A 20647-nucleotide genomic window follows, 5' to 3' on the forward strand; every position below is an offset into this window, starting at 1 on the left:
GTATGAACCTGATCGAGATCCGCGACCTCAGCGTCGCCTTCAGCGGCCAGACCGTAGTGAGCAAGCTGTGCCTGGACGTACGCCCTGGCGAATGCCTGGCATTGGTGGGCGAGTCGGGTTCGGGCAAGTCGGTGACGGCCCACTCGATTCTGCAACTGCTGCCCGAGGCCGGTACGCACACCACCGGCTCGGTGAAGTATCGCGGCCAGGAGCTGATCGGCGCCTCGGCGGCCACCTTGCAAAAGCTGCGCGGCAACCGCATTGCGATGATTTTCCAGGAGCCGATGACCTCGCTCAACCCGCTGCACAGCATCGAAAAACAGATCGGCGAAACCCTGCTGCTGCACAAGGGCCTGGGCGGCAAGGCGGCACAGGCGCGCATTCTGGAACTGCTCGAACTGGTGGGCATCCAGAAACCCCAGGAGCGCCTCAAGGCTTACCCGCATCAACTCTCCGGCGGCCAGCGCCAACGGGTGATGATCGCCATGGCCCTGGCCTGCGAGCCGGAGCTGCTGATTGCCGACGAGCCCACCACTGCGCTGGACGTGACCGTGCAGCGCAAAATCCTGCTGCTGCTCAAGTCCTTGCAGCAGCGCCTGGGCATGTCGCTGCTGCTGATCAGCCACGACCTCAACCTGGTGCGCAGCATTGCCCAGCGCGTGTGCGTGATGCGTGCCGGGGAAATTGTCGAGCAGGCCGACTGCGAGACGCTGTTCACGGCGCCGCAACACCCTTACAGCCGCCTGCTGCTGGACGCCGAGCCGGCCGGTGATGCGCTGTGCAGTGATGGACGCGAAACCGTGTTGCAAGTCGACGACCTGAGCGTGCAATTCCCCCTCGGCGGCGGGCTGTTCCGGCGCAAAACCTGGTTGCGCGCAGTCGACGGCATCAGCCTTAGCGTGCAACGTGGCAAGACCCTGGGGATTGTCGGCGAGTCCGGCTCGGGCAAATCCACCCTCGGCCAGGCGATCCTGCGCTTGCTCGATTCCACCGGCAGCATCCGTTTTCAGGGTGAAGCCCTCGACCCGCTGAACAACCAGCAGATGCGCCCGTGGCGCAAACAGATGCAGGTGGTATTCCAGGACCCGTTCGGCAGCCTCAGCCCGCGCATGTCGGTGCAGCAGATCATCAGCGAGGGCCTGGAAGTGCATGCGCCGTGCAGCCTGGCCGAGCGTGATGCGCAAGTGATCCAGGTGCTCAAGGATGTGGGGCTCGACCCCGAAAGCCGCCACCGTTACCCGCATGAATTTTCCGGCGGTCAGCGCCAACGCATCGCCATCGCCCGCGCCCTGGTGCTCAAGCCGGCGCTGATGCTGCTGGATGAACCCACCTCGGCCCTCGACCGCACCGTGCAGAAACAAGTAGTGGCGCTGTTGCGTGAACTGCAGGAAAAATACGGCCTGACCTACCTGTTTATCAGCCACGACCTGGCGGTGGTGCGGGCCATGGCCCATGACATGATCGTGATCAAGGACGGCAAGGTGGTGGAGCGCGGCGCGAGCCATGTGGTGTTCGATGCGCCGCAACATCCTTACACCAAAGAGCTGCTGGCGGCGGCGCACATCCCTTTATGAGATTGTTCCCACGCTCCGCGTGGGAACACAGCCTGGGACGCTCCGCGTCCCGCTCGCCAAGTGACGCGGAGCGTCACGGGAGGCATTCCCACGCAGAGCGTGGGAACGATCACATCACAGGATTCGGCACACATGAACATCAGCGACAGCCTCAAGGACTACCAGCAGGTTCGCGGCCTGGCCATCCAGTCGCTGTTCGAGATCATCGAGCAGTCCAGCGAAGGCACGGTGATTGTCGATCGCGACGCGAATATCGTGTGGATGAACGAGCGTTACGCCAAGCGTTTCGGCCTTAAAAGCGCCGATGAAGCCATCGGCCAGCCGTGCGAGCAGGTGATTTCCAACAGCCTGCTACGCCAGGTGGTGCGCAACGACCAACCGATTCTGCTGGATATCCAGGACACGCCCAAAGGCCCGTTGGTGGTGATGCGCCTGCCGATCCACGATGACGCAGGCGCGGTGATCGGCGCGATCGGGTTTGCGCTGTTTGATGAGCTGCGCAACTTGTCGCCGCTGATCGAGCGCTACCTGAGCATGCAGCAGGAACTGGCCTCCACGCGTTCGCTGCTGCGCTCGCGGCAGAGCAAATACAACTTCGCGCATTTTATCGGCACCAGCGCGGCCAGCCTGGAAGTCAAACGCCGGGCACGACGCAGTGCGAGCGCGGAGTCGCCAGTGTTGCTGCTGGGCGAAACCGGCACCGGTAAAGAGTTGCTGGCCCAGGCCATCCACGGCGCATCAACGCGCGCCCATAAAGCGTTTGTCAGCATCAACAGCGCGGCCATTCCCGGCGACTTGCTCGAAGCCGAGTTCTTCGGCACCGCGCCAGGCGCCTTCACCGGTGCCGACCGCAAGGGCCGCCCCGGCAAATTGCAGATCGCCCAGGGCGGCACGCTGTTCCTCGATGAAATCGGCGACATGCCACTGCCGCTGCAAAGCAAACTGCTGCGGGTGTTGCAGGAAAAGGAATACGAGCCGGTGGGCTCCAACGAAATGGTGCACAGCGATGTGCGGGTGATTGCCGCCACGTCCATGGACCTGGAAGCGGCGATCAAGCGCGGCGAATTCCGGGCAGACTTGTATTACCGCCTGAACGTGCTGCCGATCCAGGTGCCGCCGTTGCGTGAGCGCCTCGAAGATATTCCGGCGTTGAGCGAGGCGATTCTTGAAGAGTTGCGCAGCCAGCATGAGCTTGACCGCGAAGCCCTGGCGTTGCTGGCGCAGCACGCGTGGCCGGGGAATATCCGTGAACTGCGCAACGTACTGGAACGCGCGGCGTTGTTGAGTGATGACCTGGTGCTCGATGCCGAAGAGATTCGCGCGGCAATCGGCACGTTCAGCCCGGTGGCGCGTGGGCGGGTGGAGACGGTCGAGGGCGAGACATTTGCGGCGGCGCGGGAGCGCTTTGATCGGCAGGTGATTGCGGCGGCACTCAAGGCCTGTGAAGGCAATGTGGTGGAAGCGGCCCAGCGGTTGGGGCTGGGTAGATCGACCCTGTACAAAAAAATGGTGGCATTGGACATGCGCGAGTCTCAATAAATAGACTCAACTCCACAAACAAAGACAGTCCACTGTGGGAGCTGGCTTGCCTGCGATAGCGGACCATCAGTCAATACCTATTGAACTGAACCACCGCTATCGCAGGCAAGCCAGCTCCCACTTTTGATCCTTGTCAGTCTCAAAAAAGAGACAATCTCAAGAATTGCACCCGCACAAAATAATAATATCTATATATTTCAACAGCTTAGCCAATTGGCACACATCTCGCTATAGCCCTCTCCAACGCACCACCCCCACAAAAATAACAATTCGATCTGGAGACACACCATGAGTGTGATCATTGCCCTGGCAGCCCTCGCGCTGCTGATGCTGGCTGCCTACCGTGGCTACAGCGTTATCCTGTTTGCCCCCATCGCCGCCCTTGGCGCCGTGCTGCTCACCGACCCGTCCGCCGTCGCCCCTGCGTTTACCGGGGTGTTCATGGAAAAAATGGTCGGCTTTATCAAACTGTATTTCCCGGTGTTCCTGCTCGGCGCGGTGTTCGGCAAGCTGATTGAGCTGTCGGGCTTTTCGCGCTCGATCGTGGCTGCCGCCATCCGCTTGCTCGGCACGCGCCAGGCGATGCTGGTGATTGTGCTGGTCTGCGCCCTGCTCACCTACGGCGGCGTGTCGCTGTTTGTGGTGGTGTTTGCGGTGTACCCGTTTGCGGCGGAGATGTTCCGCCAGAGCAACATTCCCAAGCGCCTGATTCCGGCAACCATCGCCCTCGGTGCATTCTCGTTCACCATGGACGCCCTGCCCGGCACGCCGCAGATCCAGAACATCATCCCCAGCACCTTCTTCAACACCACCGCCTGGGCGGCGCCGTGGCTGGGCTTGATCGGCACGGTCTTCGTGTTCTGCACCGGCATGCTCTACCTGGCGCGCCAGCGCAACAAGGCACAACGCGCCGGTGAAGGGTATGGCACCGAGCTGCGCAACGAGCCGGAAACCGCCGACAACCTGCCGCTGCCCAACCCGTGGGTCGCGCTGTCGCCGCTGATTCTGGTGGGCGTGATGAACCTGCTGTTCACCCACTGGATCCCGCAGTGGTATGGCAAGACCCACAGCCTCAGCCTGCCCGGCATGAGCACGCCGGTGACCACCGATATCGCCAAGCTCACGGCGATTTGGGCGGTGCAGGCGGCGTTGCTGGTGGGCATCGTCATGGTGCTGGTGTTCGGCTGGTCGGCGATCAGAAGCAAGCTGGCCGAAGGCAGTAAAAGCGCGGTCAGCGGCGCGCTGCTGGCGGCCATGAACACCGCCTCGGAATACGGCTTCGGCGCGGTGATCGCCTCGCTGCCAGGCTTTCTGGTGCTGGCGGACTGGCTCAAGGGCATCCCCAACCCGCTGGTCAACGAAGCGATTACCGTGACCCTGCTGGCCGGTATCACCGGCTCCGCGTCAGGCGGCATGAGCATCGCCCTGGCAGCAATGTCCGAGAGCTTTATTTCGGCGGCCCATGCGGCCAATATCCCCCTTGAAGTGCTGCACCGGGTCGCGGCGATGGCCAGCGGCGGCATGGACACCCTGCCCCACAACGGCGCGGTGATCACCCTGCTGGCGGTCACCGGGCTGACCCACCGCGAAGCCTACAAGGACATTTTCGGCATCACGATCATCAAGACCCTCGCGGTGTTCGTGGTGATCGGTACTTTCTACGCCACCGGCATTGTGTGAGGTTTTCATGACGACTTTGAATGGCAAGACCGCCCTGGTTACCGGCTCCACCAGCGGCATTGGCTTGGGCATCGCACTGAGCCTGGCCAAGGCCGGTGCCAACCTGATCCTCAACGGTTTTGGCGATGCCAGCGCGGTGATCGCCCAGGTGCAGGCGTTTGGCGGCAAGGTCGGGCATCACCCGGCCGACGTCAGCGACCCGGCGCAAATTGCCGACATGTTTGCCTACGCCGAGCGCGAGTTTGGCGGCGTCGACATTCTGGTCAACAACGCCGGCATTCAGCACGTGGCGGCCGTGGAAGACTTTCCGGTGGAGCGCTGGGATTCGATCATCGCGATCAACCTGTCGTCGGTGTTCCACAGCACGCGTCTGAGTTTGCCGGGCATGAAGGCCAAGGGCTGGGGGCGCATCGTCAATATCGCGTCGGTGCATGGCTTGGTCGGCTCGGTGGGCAAGGCCGCATATGTGGCGGCCAAACACGGTGTCATCGGCCTGACCAAGGTGGTGGGCCTGGAGACCGCCACCGGTAACGTCACTTGCAACGCCATCTGCCCCGGCTGGGTGTTGACGCCGCTGGTGCAAAAGCAGATTGATGATCGTGCGGCCAAGGGCATTGATCCGCAGCAGGCGCAGCATGATTTGCTCGCGGAAAAACAGCCGTCGCTGGAGTTTGTGACGCCGCCGCAGCTGGGTGAGTTGGTGTTGTTCCTGTGCAGTGAAGCTGGCGCCCAAGTGCGCGGCGCCGCGTGGAACATCGATGGCGGCTGGCTGGCCCAGTAAATCAGGCACTGAAGATGATCGTTCCCACGCTCTGCGTGGGAATGCAGCCCAGGACGCTCCGCGTCCCAAGAGCGGACGCAGAGCGTCCATAGAGGCATTCCCACGCAGAGCATGGGAACGAGAAGAGGCAACTGTATGTCCGAGATCCTCTGGCAACCCTCCCCCGAACGCATCGCCAACACGCGAATGGACCAGTTCCGGCGCTACATCAACCAACGCTACAGCCTGCAGCTGCGCGACTACCCCGCCCTGCACCAATGGAGCATCGACCAGCGCGCCGACTTCTGGCAGGCGATCGTCTCATTTTTTGAGGTGCAGTTTCGCAGCCCGCCCAGCACCACGCTGATCGAAGGCGCGGCAATGCCCAGCGCCGAGTGGTTCCCAGGCGCAACCCTGAACTTTGCCGAACACCTGCTGCGCCGTCGGGATGACCACCCGGCGGTGGTGGCGGTCAGTGAAGACGGCCAGCGCGAACAGCTGACGTATGCCGAACTGGCCCTGCATGTCGCAGGCTTGCAGCGCAGCTTGCGGGCAGCCGGTGTCACCCGGGGCGACCGCGTGGCCGCGTGCATGCCCAACACCTGGCAAACCCTGGTCGGCATGCTTGCCACCACCAGCCTGGGCGCAATCTGGTCGTGCTCCTCGCCGGACTTCGGCACCCAAGGCGTGATCGACCGTTTCGGCCAGATAGAGCCCAAGGTGTTGATCACCTGCGCGGGCTACCGCTATGCCGGCAAGGACATCGACCAAAGCGCCAAACTCAATGAAATCCTCGAACGCCTGCCGTCCCTGGAACAGTTGATCATCGTGCCGTATGCCCGGCCCCAGGCGCGCAGCGAGGACTACCGCACCCACGCCAGGGTCGCACTGTGGAACGACTTCTACTCACCCGGCGGCGAGCCTGAATTTGTCCCGGTGCCGTTCGATCATCCGCTGTATATTCTTTACTCCAGCGGCACCACCGGCGTGCCCAAGTGCATCATCCACGGCACCGGCGGCGTGTTGCTCACCCACCTCAAGGAACACGGCCTGCACGCCGACCTGTCGCGCGAAGACTGCCTGTTCTACTACACCACCTGCGGCTGGATGATGTGGAACTGGCTGGTGTCGGTGCTGGCCCTGGGCGCCACGGCAGTGTTGTATGACGGCTCGCCGTTTCACCCCGGCCCCGAGCGGCTGATCGACCTGATCGACGCGGAAAAAATCAGCGTGTTCGGCACCAGCCCCAAGTTTCTCGCCACCCTGGAAAAGGCCGGCCTGCAACCGCGCCTGAGCCACGACTTGGGCAGCCTCAAAGGCCTGATCTCGACCGGCTCGCCGCTGTCGCCGCAGAGTTACGACTATGTGTACCGCGAGATCAAGGCCGAGTTGTGCCTGTCGTCCATGTCGGGCGGCACCGATATCGTCTCCTGCTTTGTGATCGGCAACCCGGTGCTGCCGGTGCGGCGCGGCGAAATGCAGTGCAAGAGCCTGGCCATGGCCATCGAAGTGTGGGACGACCAGGGCCGGCCGCTGATCGGGGAAAAAGGCGAACTGGTGTGTACCCGGCATTTTCCGGCCATGCCGATTGGCCTGTGGAATGACCCCGACCAGAAAAAACTGCGCGCCTCGTATTTCAGCCAGTTTCCCGGCGTGTGGGCCCAGGGCGACTACGCCGAACAGCGCGCCAATGGCAGCTTGCTGATTCACGGGCGCTCCGACGCGGTGCTCAACCCCGGCGGTGTGCGCATCGGCACGGCAGAGATTTATCGCCAGGTGGAAAAAGTCCCGCAAGTGCTGGAAAGCCTGGCCATCGGCCAACGCTGGCAGGACGATGTGCGGGTGGTGCTGTTTGTGCGGCTCAACGACGGCATCACGCTGGATGACGCCCTGGAGCAGCAGATTCGCCAGGTCATCCGCGCCAACACCACGCCGCGCCATGTTCCGGCGAAGATCCTCGCGGTCAGCGATATACCGCGCACCATCAGCGGCAAGATCGTCGAACTGGCGGTGCGCAATGTGGTGCATGGTGAGCCGGTCAAAAACACCGATGCCCTGGCCAATCCGCAGGCACTGGAACAGTTTCGCAACCGGCCTGAACTGGCGGACGGATGAAAGGTTTCAGCTCTGACGCACGCAATTGAAGACAAACCCTCAAGGCATGCTATTTTTCGAGGGGTAGTCAGCCGTTCCCGTCTCGCGGGATAATCGGCTGTTGTCGTATTTCAAAGTGTCAGGTGCAGGGCTTTTTCATGAATGGAACATCCACCGGTAGCGAAGCCGCCGCATTGATTGCGCGGCTGGACTGGGCGCAAAGCCCGCTCGGTGAGGCCGGTGACTGGCCGCAGAGCCTGCGCACAGCCGTCGATATCGTCGTCCATTCACCGATGCCGATGCTGCTGTTGTGGGGCCGCCAGCTCACCCAGCTCTACAACGACAGCTTCGCGGTGCTCGCGGGCAACAAACATCCTGAGGCGCTGGGCCAACCGGCTCATGACACCTGGCCGGAGCTTGAAAGTTTTACTGCGCCGATCTATGACGCGGTGTTCGGCGGCCAGGTGCGCACCTTCAGCGAACAGCGCTTTGTGCTGCAACGCAATAACCGCGACACCGACATCTGGCTCGACCTCACCTACAGCCCGGTGCGCGATGAAGGCGGCAGCGTGGCCGGGATCCTGGTCACCGCCATCGAGACCAATGAGCGGCGCAGCAAAACCCTCGAACTGCAACAGCGCTCCGAAGACAGCCTCAAGGCCCAGCACAACAGCGAACAACGCCTGCAACTGGCCCTGGCGGCAACCGATGCGGTGGGCACCTGGGACTGGGACATTGGTGAGGACCGCTTTATTGCCGACGCCCACTTTGCCCACTTGCACGGTGTCGACCCGCAAGACGCCGGCCTGCTGCCAATCAGCGACTACCTGCACGGCGTTCACCCCGAAGACCGCGGCATGGTCGCGCGCAGCATCAAGCATTGCATCACCTTCGGCACCGAATACGCCGAGGAATACCGCCTGCTGCAAGCCGACGGCCAGGTGCGCTGGGTGTTTGCCCGCGGCCGCTGCTACAAGGACCATCAAGGCCGCCCCGCGCGGTTCCTGGGCGCCGCGCTGGACCTGACCGAGCGCAAACAGACCGAACAGGCACTGCGCCAAAGCCAGACCGAGCTGCAACTGATCATCAACGCCATGCCGGTGCTGATCGGCTACGTCGACCATGAGCAGCGCTTTCGCCTCAACAACAGCGCCTACCTGGAGTGGTACGGCATGACGCCCCAGGAGCTGTACGGCAAGAGCATCCGCGAAGTGCTGGGTGACGAGGTGTATGCCGGGCGCGTGGACAAGATCGACGCCGCGCTGCGCGGCAAGGCCTGCAGTTTCATGACCATCACCCCGCACCGCGATGGCCGGCCGCGCCACGCGCTGATGAAGTACTTGCCGCGCTTCAGCAATGATGGCTCGGTGAATGGTTTCTACATATTTGTGATCGATGAGACCGAACGCAAACTCACCGAAGAAGCCCTGCGCCACCTCAACGAAAACCTTGAAGAACGCGTGGCCCAGCGCACCCAGGCACTGGCCGAGGCCAACCAGCGCCTGCAAAACGAGATGTTCGAGCGTGAGCGCGCCGAAGACGCACTGCGCCATGCACAAAAAATGGAGGCGGTCGGCCAGCTCACGGGGGGCATCGCCCATGACTTCAACAATATGCTCACCGGCATCATCGGCAGCCTGGACTTGATGCAGCGCTATATCGCCGCCGGGCGCAGCGACGAAATCGGCCGCTTTACCGACGCGGCGGTGTCGTCCGCGCACCGCGCGGCCGCCCTCACCCACCGGCTGCTGGCGTTCTCCCGCAGGCAGTCGCTGGACCGCCGGCCACTGGACCCGAACGAGCTGGTGGCGTCCCTGGAAGATTTGTTCCGCCGCACCAAAGGCGCACATATCGAGCTCAAGGTGCAATTGGGCAAGGATATCTGGCCGGTCAACACCGATGCCAGCCAGCTGGAAAACGCCTTGCTCAACCTGGTGATCAACGCCCGCGACGCGATGCCCGACGGCGGCCAATTGCGCATCGAAACCGCCAACAGTTACCTGGACGGCACCGATATCACTACCCTGGAGCCGGTCAAGGCCGGCGACTACGTGATGCTCGGCGTCTGCGACAACGGCACCGGCATGGCGCCGAAGATTCTGGCCAAGGCGTTCGACCCGTTCTTCACCACCAAGCCCATCGGCCAGGGCACCGGCCTGGGGTTGTCGATGATCTACGGCTTCGCCCAGCAATCCGGCGGCCATGTGACCATTCAAAGCGAACCCGGCCAGGGCACCTGCGTGCGCCTGTACTTGCCGCGCCTGCATGGCACCGCATTGGAAAGCAGCTTGCCGCCGCACTTGGGCGATGCGCCGCTGGCACTCGCCGGTGAAGCGGTGGTGGTGGTCGAGGATGACCCGGCGGTGCGCATGCTGGTGGTCAACGTGCTCGGTGAGCTGGGCTACACCGCCCATCAGGCGGCGGATGCGCGCACCGCGCTGCCGCTGCTGGAGTCGGACCTGCGCGTGGACCTGCTGGTCACCGATGTCGGCCTGCCGGGCATGAACGGCCGACAGTTGGCGGAAATCGCCCGTCAGCACCGGCCGGGCCTGCGCGTATTGTTCATGACCGGTTACGCCGAACAAGCTGCCGAGCGCCAGGGCTTCCTAGAGGACGGCATGGACATGGTGGCCAAGCCGTTTTCCATTGACCTGCTGGCGACTAAAATCCGCAGCATGATCAACGTTGACGAATGAGTTCAGGCATAATCGCGCGCCGTCGCACACCTGGTAGAACGTTATGAAAGCCCAAGCCCGTCATATTCTGGTGAAAACCAGTGAAGAAGCCGAACAGCTCAAGCAGCGCATTGCCAAGGGCGAAGCGTTTGATGTGCTGGCCAAAAAGTACTCCACCTGCCCGTCCGGCAAGCGCGGCGGTGATTTGGGTGAAGTGCGGCCTGGGCAGATGGTGGGGGCGATTGATGCGGTGATCTTCAAGAAGCCGGTGAAGGTGGTGCACGGGCCGATCAAGAGCAAGTTCGGGTATCACCTGGTGCAGGTGTTTTACCGCGACTGAGGGGTTGGCTCAGGGCCGCTATCGCAGGCGGCCATTCACCGAGGGATCAAAGCCCCCGGCACCTGGATCACCCGGCTCGCCAACCGATGCCCAGCCAACGCCGCCTGTTCAGGCGAGCCGCCCGTGAGCCGACTGGCTAAATACGCCGCGCTGAACGAATCCCCCGCCGCCGTGGTGTCCACCACCTTCTCGACCGTCAGCGCCGGCACCGCAAAGCGCTCGCCATCACAGCGGATCAAACACGCATCCGCACCGCGCTTGAGCACCACTTCTGCAATCGCCGGGTACGCAGCGAACACCTGCTCGCTGTCGGCATAACCAAACAATGCGCGCTCGTCATCCTCGGTCAGCAAGGCGATATCCACCTCGGCCAGCACCTGGTGATACGCCGCGCGCGCCGCGTCGACACTCGCCCACAGGCGCGGACGATAGTTGTTGTCGAACACCACCTTGCCACCGCGCCGGCGCGTTTCGATCAGGGTTTGCAGCAAGCGCTCACGCCCGACTTCACCCAATACCGCCAGAGTGATGCCGCTGAAATACACCACGTCGTAGTGCGGCAACGCCGCCAGGATCGGCTCGGCTGCCGATGTGGTGAAGCAGTCGCGCACAGCAGCTTCGTTGCGCCAGTAGAGAAATTTGCGTTCGCCTTTGGCATCCGTCTGGATGCAGTACAACCCCGGTAGACGCCCGGGCAGGCGCTGGACCATGCCCAGCCCGAGGCCTTCGGCGGTCCATTGCTGGCACATGGCATCGCTGAAACTGTCATCGCCCAGTGCGGTCACGTAGTCGACCGTGCCGACGGCGCCCAACTCGCGGCGCAGGTACACCGCCGCGTTCAAGGTGTCGCCGCCGAAGCTCTGTTGCAGGCTGCCATCGGCGCGGTGTTGCAGTTCGATCATGCATTCGCCGATCAGGGCGATGCGGGGAGTTGTGTTCATGCCTGGGGACTCTGGGTGTGTGGGAGGGCCTCATCGCAGGCAAGCCAGCTCCCACAGTTGGAATGCATTTCAACTGTGGGAGCTGGCTTGCCTGCGATAGCCACGACGCGGTCTAGAAGCAGGTCTGCAAGGATTCAACGACCTGCAACCGCTCATCCACCAGGCAGCCCACTTGCCACTTGTCAAAGGTCAGGCACGGGTGCGAAGTGCCAAAGGAGATGATGTCGCCGATACGCAACTCAACCCCCGGCGCCACCGTCATGAACGCATGCTGGTCCATCACCGCCGTGACTTTGCACGCCGTCACATCATCGCCTTCGGCCGGCACAATCCCGGCCTTGTAGCGCTTGAGCGGCACCGGCAAACCGGCGTCGTAGGCCACGTCGCGCTTGCCCAGGGCAACCACCGCAAAGCCAGGCTCGGGCATCGATTGCACGTGGGCCCAGACTTCCAGGGCCGGGCGCAGACCTTCGTTGAGGTCGCTGCGACGGTCGAGCACGCAGCATTGCGCCTCTTTGTAGATGCCATGGTCGTGGGCCACATAGCTGCCGGGGCGCAACACGCTGAGGAAGCGGCCGGCGGCGTTTTGCGCTTCAAACGACTCGGCGATCAGGTCGTACCAGGCCGAACCCGAGGCGGTGATGATCGGCTTGGGCAAGTCGAACGCGCCATTGTTTTGCAGGTCCACGGCCAGGCGTACCAGGCTGGCGGCAAAGTCACGGATGCCGCTGACGGCGTGTTCGCCGTGGATCACGCCTTCGTAGCCTTCAATACCGGTCAGGGCCAGGGCCGGTTGGGCCTTGATCGCCTTGGCCAACTCGCGCACTTGCTGCTCGCTGCGGCACCCGCAACGGCCGCCGACCACGCCGTATTCGATCATCACGTTCAGGCGCAGGCCACGGGCGGCGAAGAACAGGCCCAGGTCGGCGACGTTGTCCGGGTGATCGACCATGCAGTGAAAGTCAAACTCCGGGTCGGCCAGCAGGTCGGCGATCAGCGCCATGTTCGGCGCGCCCACCAACTGGTTGGCCATCAACATGCGGCGCACGCCACCGGCATAGGCGGCGCGGGTCTGCACGGCATTGGCCAGGGTGATGCCCCAGGCGCCCGCCTCGATCTGACGCTGGAACAGCGCCGGCATCATGCTGGTTTTGCCGTGGGGCGCGAGCTCTGCACCGCTGTTGCTGACAAATGCCTGCATCCAGCGGATGTTGTGTTCCAGGGCGTCACGGTGCAGCACCAGGGCCGGCAGGCTGACGTCGCGCACCAGGTGGGCACCGACGGCGGCGGCGCCTTTTTCAACGGCATTGAGGGCAGACATGAAGTACTCCTATTCGTTGATACGTCGGGCCAGGTTATTGGCGCTGTCGATCAACACCCGGCGATAGTCGTTGTAGTTTTTAATCGCATCGGCGCGCGGTGCAACGATGCACAAGGTCGCGATGCTGATGCCCTGCGCGTCCCGCACCGGGGCGGCAAAGCAATGGGTGAAGGTGTCGGCCACGCTGTCGAAGGAGAAAAACCCATCGAGGGTGGCCTGACGAATTTGCGCCAGGAAGGTTTCCAGTGGCAGCCGCTGGCCGTCCGGCAAAATGAAGTCGTCGTGGTCGATCAGGTCGATGATCTGCTGGTCGCTCAAGTGCCCCAGCAACAAGCGCCCGGAAGCGGTCCAGGGGATTGGCGCGTTTTCGCCGATGTCCGAGGAAATTCGAAAATGCCGCTCGCCTTCGCGCATCAGCGCCACCGTGTATTTGCGCCCGTTGAGCAGGCACATCTGCGCGGTTTCATGGGTCTGGCTGACGATCTCCTGCAAGGCGTGGTCGGCCTCGCGGGTCAGGTCGAAATGGCGCAGGTGCGCCTGGCCGAGAAAGTACAGCTGGCGGCCGAGGTAGACGTGACCGTCCTTGCCCACCGTCTCCAGAATGCGCCGCTCCAGCAACGACGCAACCAGTTCATAGACCGTGGACTTGGGGCTGCCGATGCCGCTGGCAATATCATTCGGGCGCAGGGGCTGGCCGATCTCCTTGAGAAAATCGAGGATATCGAATGCACGGTCCAATCCTTTGGCGCGGCGTTTGATGGTGTCTTCGGTCATGGCAGTCGTCGGTCTCTATTGATCGTTCCCACGCTCTGCGTGGGAATGCATACCGTGACGCTCTGCGTCACACAAGCGGACGCAGAGCGTCCAGGGCGGCGTTCCCACGCGGAGCGTGGGAACGATCATTTAGCCTTTTTTCTTGTAGGCCACGCAATCGATCTCGACCTTGCAGTCCACCATCATGTTGGCCTGCACACAGGCACGTGCCGGGGCGTGTTCGGGGGTGAAGTACTCGCCGAATACCTTGTTGAAACTCCAGAAGTCCCGAGGGTCTTCCAGCCAAACACCAACGCGCACCACGTCTTTGAGTTCGTAACCGGCCTCTTCCAGAATCGCCACCACGTTGCGCAGGGTCTGGCGGGTTTGCTCGATGATGCCGCCGGTGATGATTTCACCGTCCACCGCCGGTACCTGGCCCGACACGTAGAGCCAGCCGTCGGCTTCCACGGCACGGGCGAAAGGACGCGGCTGGCCACCACCGGCGGTGCTGCCGGCGCCGTAACGAGTAATGCTCATAAAATTGCTCCTGATTAAAAACGAATGTTCTTCAAAAATTCCGCCAGGCGCGGCGATTGCGGGCGTTCGAAGATTTCCTTCGGCGCGCCCTGCTCTTCAATGCGGCCCTGGTTCATGAAGACGATCTTGTCCGACACTTCATAGGCAAAGCGCATTTCGTGGGTGACCAGCAACATGGTCATGCCCTCTTCCGCCAGCCCCTTGATCACACTGAGCACCTCCCCGACCAGTTCCGGGTCGAGGGCCGAGGTGACTTCATCAAAGAGCATCAGGCTGGGGTTCATGGCAATCGCGCGGGCAATCGCCACACGCTGTTGCTGACCGCCGGAAAGTTGACCGGGGAAGTGATTGCGCCGCTCCAGCAGGCCCACACGGTCCAGCCATTTTTCGGCCAGGGCCACAGCCTCGTCCTTGCCCATCTTCTTGACCTTGAGCAGGCCGAGGGTGACATTTTGCAACGCGGTCAGATGCGGAAACAGGTTGAATTGCTGGAAGGCCATGCCAGTCATAGCGCGGTGCTGGGCAATCACCCGTTCGGGGTGACGCACGCGCTTGCCGGCGATTTCGCTGTAGCCGATGGACTCGCCGTCCAGGCTGATCTGCCCGCCCTGGAACTCTTCGAGCAGGTTGACGCAACGCAGCAAGGTGGTCTTGCCCGAGCCGCTGGAGCCGATCAACGTCACCACGTTGCCGCGCTGCATGGACAGGTCGACGCCCTTGAGCACCTCGACCTGGCCATATTGTTTGCGCAGGCCCCGAATGTTCAGCAGCGGTTGGTTGGTTTGAGGTTGGTTCATGGCAAGGCCACCCGCTTTTCAATGTAGCGCCCGAATAACTCGATGGCGTAGTTGATGACAAAGAACAGAAACCCGGCGAACAGGTAGAACTCCAGGGTCATGAAGGTACGTGCAATGACTTGCTGGGTGCTGAGCAGCAATTCGGCCACGCCGATCACCGAGAGCAAGGTCGAGGCCTTGACGATTTCGGTGGAGGAATTGACCCAGGTCGGCAGGATCTGGCGCAACGCCTGGGGCAGCAGCACGTAGGTCAGTGACTGTTTGAACGTCAGGCCAATCGCCCGGCCCGCTTCCAGTTGCCCACGGGGAATGGCTTGCAGCGCACCGCGCACGATTTCCGCCACGTGGGAGCCGCAGAACAGCGTCAACCCGACGGCACCGGCCTGGAACGCGCTGATCTGCCAACCCAGCGCCGGCAGCATGTAAAAACACGCCAGCACCAGCACAAACACCGGCGTACCGCGCACCAGGTCGACGTACAGACGAAACGGCGCGCGCATCCAGAACTTGCCGTAGGTGAGGATCAACCCGGCAAAAATGCCGATCAGCGTGCCAAAGATAATCGCCAGCACCGAGCAATAAATACTGGTTTGAAACCCCGCCCAGAGGGTATCCCGGGCGATCCACAACTCATGCAGCCAGCTTGGGGACTCGTACATGCAAACCCTCCTTAACGACGGATCGCCAGACGCTGTTCCAGGTAACGGAGCAGCATGGCAATGAAGTAACAGGCCGCCACGTAGAGCGCGGTCGTGACCATCCAGGTTTCAATCACCCGGTAGCTTTCGACGTTGATCTTGCGGGCGTAATAGGTCAGCTCCGGCACCGCAATCGCGGCCGCCAGCGACGTGTCCTTGAACAGCGAAATAAAGTTGTTCGACAGCGCCGGCAACACGTTGCGCAGCATCACCGGCACCGTGATGTAGGCGCGGATCCGCCACTCACCCAAACCGATGGCCAAGCCGGCTTCACGCAAGCCCTTGGGAATATTCAGCAGCCCGGCGCGGAACACTTCGGTCAGGTAAGCACCGGCATACAGCGACAGGGTGATGATGAACGAGGGGATCTTGTCGAGCCGAATCCCAAGCGAGGGCAGTGCAAAGTAGATCAACAGGATCAGCACGAGGATCGGCGTATTGCGGATCACCGTCACATACACCGAGGCAAAGATTCGCAACGCGCGGTGTTTGGACAGCATCGCAAATGCCATCATCAGGCCGATCACGCAACCGATGGCGATCGACAGCAAGGCCAGTTCAAGGCCCAGGCCGAGCCCCGCCAGCAAGCTGGGGAAATCACGCCACACGGCGGCAAAATTCAACTGATAGTTCATGGTCGGCAGTACCTGATCGGGGCGCCGTCAGCGACGCCCCAGGATTTACGATTTACTTGAACTCAACCGGGAAACCGATCGCAGGTTCCGGCAAATCCACACCGAACCATTGTTTGAACGAGGCTTTGTAGGCCGGGAATTCCACACCGGTCATGGCTTCATGCAGCGCGGTATTGACGAAGTTCAGCCAGTCCTGATCGCCACGCTTGACCGCGCACGCATAGGTTTGCGGGCTCCAGGCGTAGGTCGGGCTGCGGTAGCGGCCCGGGTTTTGCACCATCAGGTACTTGACCGAGGACTGGTCGGTGGCGGCGGCATCGGCACGGCCGGAGTTCACCGCCTGGTACATCAGGTCGACGCTGTCGTACTGGTCAACCTTGGCTTTTGGCAGGGCCTGGTGCACCAGCTCTTCGGCGTACACGTTTTGCAGCACGGCCACGGTCACGCCATCACCCGCCGCTTGCAGGTCTTCGATTTCCTTGTATTTGCTGTTGTTCGGCAGCAGCAGGCCTACGCCTTCGCGGTAGTACGGCAGGGTAAAGGCAACCTGCTGCGCACGGCTGGCGGTGACGGTGATGAACTGGCAACTCATGTCGACCTTGTCGGTCAGCAGGTTGGGAATACGTGCGTCGGAGGACTGCACCACAAACTCGACCTTGCTCGGGTCGTTGAACAATCCTTTAGCCACGATGCGGCCGATGTCGATATCAAAACCCTGCAACTTGCCATCCGCTCCCTGGAAGTGCCACGGCGCATTGGTACTGCCTGTACCCACGATGAGATGCCCACGTTTGAGCACATCATCGAGCTTGCTGTCCGCCGCGTGCACAACGCTTGCGAGGGAAGCCGATGCGGCGAAGAGAAAAACACACGCTTTAAACACGGAAGGTCGGTGATGCATGACAAGCACTCCAGGAGTTGTGTATTCCGCTATACCGGAACTTAGTATGTAACAACGGAATAGACAGCAGAAAGTGTGCCACACGCCGTAACAGAAAAACATGACCGGGATAAATTCGTTTTAAATCAGGTGGATAGTTAACAGGTCAGGATGCGGCGCTACGCCAGCATTGCGAATCGGCTTGCTACCCAAGGCCCCACACACCGGTGACAGGCCCCAATCGAGTGCGCCCCAACGGTGTTACCGCGCCCCCTTGCAGTGCGCGCGCGCCGTGGATAAATCCTCACACTGGACTAGCCTTTGCACATCCACGCCAACAAGGACGCCCTTGCCCATGAAGCTCAGTCTCGCTCTGGTTTTGCTTTCATTGCTGGCTGCCGGCAACGCCTGGGCCGCCAACGATCGGCACGAATGCAAGGAAGAACTGCAAAAGCTCAAGGAAGCCTTCGGTACTGACTACACCAGCCAGAACCACCACGGCTATCGCCGGGCCAAGGCTTCCAGGGATAACGAGGAATACAGGAAGTGTGCAAGTCAGGCGCGCAAGGCCCGCGAGCGCGTGGAGCGCGGCAAGGATGCGTGAGCATGTCTACCTGTGAAGGTTGACAGTAGACGCTGGTGATCTCTCGTTTTAGCGTACCCGCAAGCTGTTGGCCGGGCACACTAGGAGATCATCATGGGCGCTGCACAGACGGTTATTCATGACCTTGACGAATACCAACGCATCCTGAAAGCACACCCGCTGGTTATCGTGCTGTTTACTTCCCCTTACTGCCAAGCGTGTATGGGAGCTGGCCGCCCCTTCAATCGCATTGCCGACAAATACGCCGGCCGCGTGAAAAGCCTGCTGTTGGACACGACCCAAACCCCCCAAATCAATGGCGTAGACGGCACGCCCACACTGGTGGTGTACAAAAATGCCCTTGAGGTTGAAAACCTCAAGGGCATCGGTGAGCCGCAATATCAGGAAGAATTCCTGGAGGGCGTGTTCAGCGACTACGCACCAGCAACACCTGCGTCACCCGCCGCTCCTCAACCGCCGCGACGGTCAGGCGCCAGCCCTCATGCTCCAGGCTATCACCCACCACGGGCAGGCGGTCGAGCAGGCTCATCACCAACCCGGCGAGGGTTTGATAATCCTCGGTCGCGGCAGCCTTGAAGCCGGTGCGCTGGCACACCAGGTTGAGGTTCAAGGCGCCATTGACGCGAAACCCCTCGCCCTCCTCGACAATATCCGGGCCTTCGATTTCACTGGCATCGGGCAATTCACCGGCGATGGACTCGAGAATGTCGGTCATGCTCAACACGCCCATGAAGTCACCGAATTCGTTGATCACGAAGGCAATATGGGTCGACTCCTGGCGCATCTGCTCCAAGGCGTTAAGGATTGAGAAGCTCTCCAGCAAATTGACCGCCCGGCGCGCCAGGTGCTCAAGGTTCGGCTCGTTACCGGCCAGGTATTCCTTGAGCAGCTCCTTTTTATGCACAAACCCTAAAGGCTCATCCACAGCGCCGTTGCGGATCAATGGCAGGCGCGAGTAGGACGAATGCATCAGTTTTTGCCGGATGGTGTCGGCGTCGTCCGCCAGATCAATACAGTCGACCTTGGCCCGTGGCGTCATCAAGGAACGGATCGGCCGCTCGGCCAATTGCAATACACCGCTGATCATCACGCGCTCACGTCGATCAAACAGCGGGCCTTGGCCGGCATCCGGTTCGCCCAGCAGGTCAGCGACGTCATCATCCACGCCCTCCACCGCCAAACTGCGGCCGCCGAGCAAACGCATCACCGCATGGGCGGTGCGCTGGCGCACTGGCAAGGTGCCTTGCGCCGACTTCTTGCGACGCGCACGCGCCAACTGGTTGAACAACTCCACCACAATCGAGAAGCCCATGGCCGCATACAGATAGCCTTTAGGCACATGGAAGCCCAAGCCTTCGGCGGTCAGCACCAGGCCGATCATCATCAGGAAGCTCAGGCACAGCATGATCACCGTCGGGTGCGAGTTGACGAAACGCGTCAGCGGCTTGCTCGCCACGATCATCAGGCCGATGGAGAAGACCACGGCGATCATCATCACCGCCAGCTCATCGACCATGCCCACGGCCGTGACCACCGCATCCAGGGAGAACACCGCGTCGAGCACCACGATCTGCGCGACGATCGGCCAGAACATCGCATAAGTGGCATTGCCCGTGCGTTGCGCCACATGCCCCTCAAGGCGTTCATGCAATTCCATGGTGGCCTTGAACAGCAGGAACACACCACCGAACAGCATGATCAGGTCACGCCCGGAGAAGCCTTTGCCGAACACTTCGAACAACGGCTGGGTGAGCGTTACCATCCACGAAATACTCGCCAGCAAGCCCAGGCGCATCAGCAATGCCAGGGACAGCCCGATCAACCGCGCGCGGTCGCGCTGCTCCGGCGGCAATTTGTCCGCCAAAATCGCGATAAACACCAGGTTGTCGATGCCCAGCACCAGTTCCAGCACAATCAAGGTCAACAGGCCGAGCCAGGCCGTTGGATCCGCTAACCATTCCATTTATAAAAGTCTCGTAGTTGATTTCAGAATGCCGGGCACGGCAAGGCGCGGTCAGTGGACCGGGACAAGGTTAGCAGTCGGAATACGGGGTGCTTGAGCAGGAACGGCGACAGTGAATGTCTTGGAGAAAGACGACTGGGAGGCTCCGAGAGGGTGTTCATGCAAGTCCTGCAGTGAGAAAAGGACTTGAATCGTACAGTCGAAACTCAAACTTCCCACACTGCAAAACTATTACAAGATCTGTATTTCAAGCGTACGCAAAAGCGATGTGGGAGTTGGTTTGTCTGGGATTTTGGCGTGTATATCCGTTGCTGCGGTGATGGCTACTTAGGGTTCCGCCCTGACGGCGGGTCACTTTTGTAAAGACACAAAAGTAACCAAAAAGTCTTCGCCCCACCACTCGGTGCCTCGCCTAGGCTCGGCATGCCCGCACTCCGGCTTGAATCCGTGGGCCGCCGCGATGGGCCATCCTTGGCCCAGCGCGGCTAACGCCTAGGCTCGGCATGCCCGCACTCCGGCTTGAATCCGTGGGCCGCCGCGATGGGCCATCCTTGGCCCAGCGCGGCTAACCCGGCGTCCTGCCGGGTTTCCCACGGATTCAAGCCTGCGTTCGGCCATCGTGGTTGACGGGGCGACTCAGATCAAAATCAAGATCAAGATCTACAGCACGGCGGCCTGAAAGCCGACCTGAGTGGTTGAAGCAAAAGCCAGATCAAGCGCAAAGCAAAAGCCTGTCTACCTGATGCAACATAGTCTAAATGTGGGAGCAACTGTCTTAACCTACCGTCCGTCAGCGCCATTCTGTACCGTCTCGCAGCATGGCATTTAGTCTGATCAGTAGTATCCGCATGCA

General features: G+C 61.6%; 17 protein-coding genes and 1 pseudogene. 9 read left to right on the forward strand and 9 right to left on the reverse strand.

The window, feature by feature from the left end; all coding sequences use genetic code 11:
• The first annotated feature begins 2 nt into the window (after nt 1-2).
• The 7 genes from ASE80_RS14375 to ASE80_RS14405 all read left to right on the forward strand — a co-directional run bounded on the left by ASE80_RS14375 (nt 3) and on the right by ASE80_RS14405 (nt 10662).
• The gene (locus tag ASE80_RS14375; protein ID WP_056859499.1) at nt 3-1574 is read left to right on the forward strand and encodes an ABC transporter ATP-binding protein; all 1572 of its coding nucleotides are present in this window, start codon (nt 3-5) and stop codon (nt 1572-1574) included.
• A gap of 132 nt (nt 1575-1706) precedes the next feature.
• A complete protein-coding gene (locus tag ASE80_RS14380) occupies nt 1707-3113 on the forward strand; it encodes a sigma-54 interaction domain-containing protein (RefSeq protein WP_056859500.1) in 1407 nt (468 codons plus the stop codon).
• A gap of 288 nt (nt 3114-3401) precedes the next feature.
• Nucleotides 3402-4793: a GntP family permease gene (locus tag ASE80_RS14385; RefSeq protein WP_056859501.1), complete on the forward strand. Its 1392-nt coding sequence runs from the start codon at nt 3402-3404 to the stop codon at nt 4791-4793.
• A gap of 7 nt (nt 4794-4800) precedes the next feature.
• Nucleotides 4801-5574: a 3-hydroxybutyrate dehydrogenase gene (gene hbdH, locus ASE80_RS14390; protein WP_056859502.1), complete on the forward strand. Its 774-nt coding sequence runs from the start codon at nt 4801-4803 to the stop codon at nt 5572-5574.
• Between the two features lie 135 nt (nt 5575-5709).
• On the forward strand, nt 5710-7668 hold the full coding sequence (locus tag ASE80_RS14395; protein ID WP_056859503.1) for an acetoacetate--CoA ligase: 1959 nt from the start codon (nt 5710-5712) through the stop codon (nt 7666-7668).
• A 137-nt stretch (nt 7669-7805) separates the two neighbouring features.
• Nucleotides 7806-10343: a PAS domain-containing hybrid sensor histidine kinase/response regulator gene (locus ASE80_RS14400; protein WP_056859504.1), complete on the forward strand. Its 2538-nt coding sequence runs from the start codon at nt 7806-7808 to the stop codon at nt 10341-10343.
• Between the two features lie 43 nt (nt 10344-10386).
• Nucleotides 10387-10662 (forward strand): peptidylprolyl isomerase, encoded by a 276-nt coding sequence (locus ASE80_RS14405; protein ID WP_003174397.1) that lies wholly within the window; start codon nt 10387-10389, stop codon nt 10660-10662.
• A gap of 35 nt (nt 10663-10697) precedes the next feature.
• Here ASE80_RS14405 and ASE80_RS14410 read toward each other — a convergent pair whose 3' ends face one another.
• The 8 genes from ASE80_RS14410 to ASE80_RS14445 all read right to left on the reverse strand — a co-directional run bounded on the left by ASE80_RS14410 (nt 10698) and on the right by ASE80_RS14445 (nt 17248).
• A complete protein-coding gene (locus ASE80_RS14410; protein WP_056859505.1) occupies nt 10698-11603 on the reverse strand; it encodes a sugar kinase in 906 nt (301 codons plus the stop codon).
• 112 nt (nt 11604-11715) lie between these two features.
• Nucleotides 11716-12924, reverse strand: coding sequence for an amino acid deaminase (locus ASE80_RS14415; protein ID WP_056859506.1), 1209 nt, complete (start codon nt 12922-12924; stop codon nt 11716-11718).
• Between the two features lie 9 nt (nt 12925-12933).
• Nucleotides 12934-13698 (reverse strand): IclR family transcriptional regulator, encoded by a 765-nt coding sequence (locus ASE80_RS14420; protein ID WP_056859507.1) that lies wholly within the window; start codon nt 13696-13698, stop codon nt 12934-12936.
• Between the two features lie 129 nt (nt 13699-13827).
• Nucleotides 13828-14217: a RidA family protein gene (locus tag ASE80_RS14425; protein ID WP_012723821.1), complete on the reverse strand. Its 390-nt coding sequence runs from the start codon at nt 14215-14217 to the stop codon at nt 13828-13830.
• Nucleotides 14218-14231: 14 nt separating this feature from the next.
• The gene (locus tag ASE80_RS14430; protein WP_056859508.1) at nt 14232-15014 is read right to left on the reverse strand and encodes an amino acid ABC transporter ATP-binding protein; all 783 of its coding nucleotides are present in this window, start codon (nt 15012-15014) and stop codon (nt 14232-14234) included.
• Nucleotides 15011-15673, reverse strand: a complete 663-nt coding sequence (locus ASE80_RS14435) for an amino acid ABC transporter permease (RefSeq protein ID WP_056859509.1) — start codon at nt 15671-15673, stop codon at nt 15011-15013. The genes ASE80_RS14430 and ASE80_RS14435 overlap by 4 nt, the downstream gene beginning before the upstream one ends.
• Before the next feature lie 11 nt (nt 15674-15684).
• Complete coding sequence (locus ASE80_RS14440) at nt 15685-16347, reverse strand: amino acid ABC transporter permease (RefSeq protein WP_056859510.1); 663 nt, start codon at nt 16345-16347, stop codon at nt 15685-15687.
• Between the two features lie 52 nt (nt 16348-16399).
• Complete coding sequence (locus ASE80_RS14445) at nt 16400-17248, reverse strand: transporter substrate-binding domain-containing protein (RefSeq protein ID WP_017135917.1); 849 nt, start codon at nt 17246-17248, stop codon at nt 16400-16402.
• A gap of 334 nt (nt 17249-17582) precedes the next feature.
• Here ASE80_RS14445 and ASE80_RS14450 point away from each other — a divergent pair, with 334 nt between their 5' ends.
• A complete protein-coding gene (locus ASE80_RS14450; protein WP_056859511.1) occupies nt 17583-17831 on the forward strand; it encodes a hypothetical protein in 249 nt (82 codons plus the stop codon).
• A gap of 93 nt (nt 17832-17924) precedes the next feature.
• Nucleotides 17925-18137 (forward strand): annotated as a pseudogene (locus tag ASE80_RS31840) (thioredoxin domain-containing protein); the annotation flags it as partial.
• Between the two features lie 100 nt (nt 18138-18237).
• On the opposite strand, the gene ASE80_RS14460 reads toward ASE80_RS31840, so the two are convergent.
• A complete protein-coding gene (locus ASE80_RS14460) occupies nt 18238-19794 on the reverse strand; it encodes a TerC family protein (protein ID WP_056859513.1) in 1557 nt (518 codons plus the stop codon).
• Between the last annotated feature and the right edge of the window lie 853 nt (nt 19795-20647).

The sequence above is a fragment of the Pseudomonas sp. Leaf15 genome, from assembly GCF_001421425.1.
GTDB classification, from domain to species: domain Bacteria; phylum Pseudomonadota; class Gammaproteobacteria; order Pseudomonadales; family Pseudomonadaceae; genus Aquipseudomonas; species Aquipseudomonas salomonii.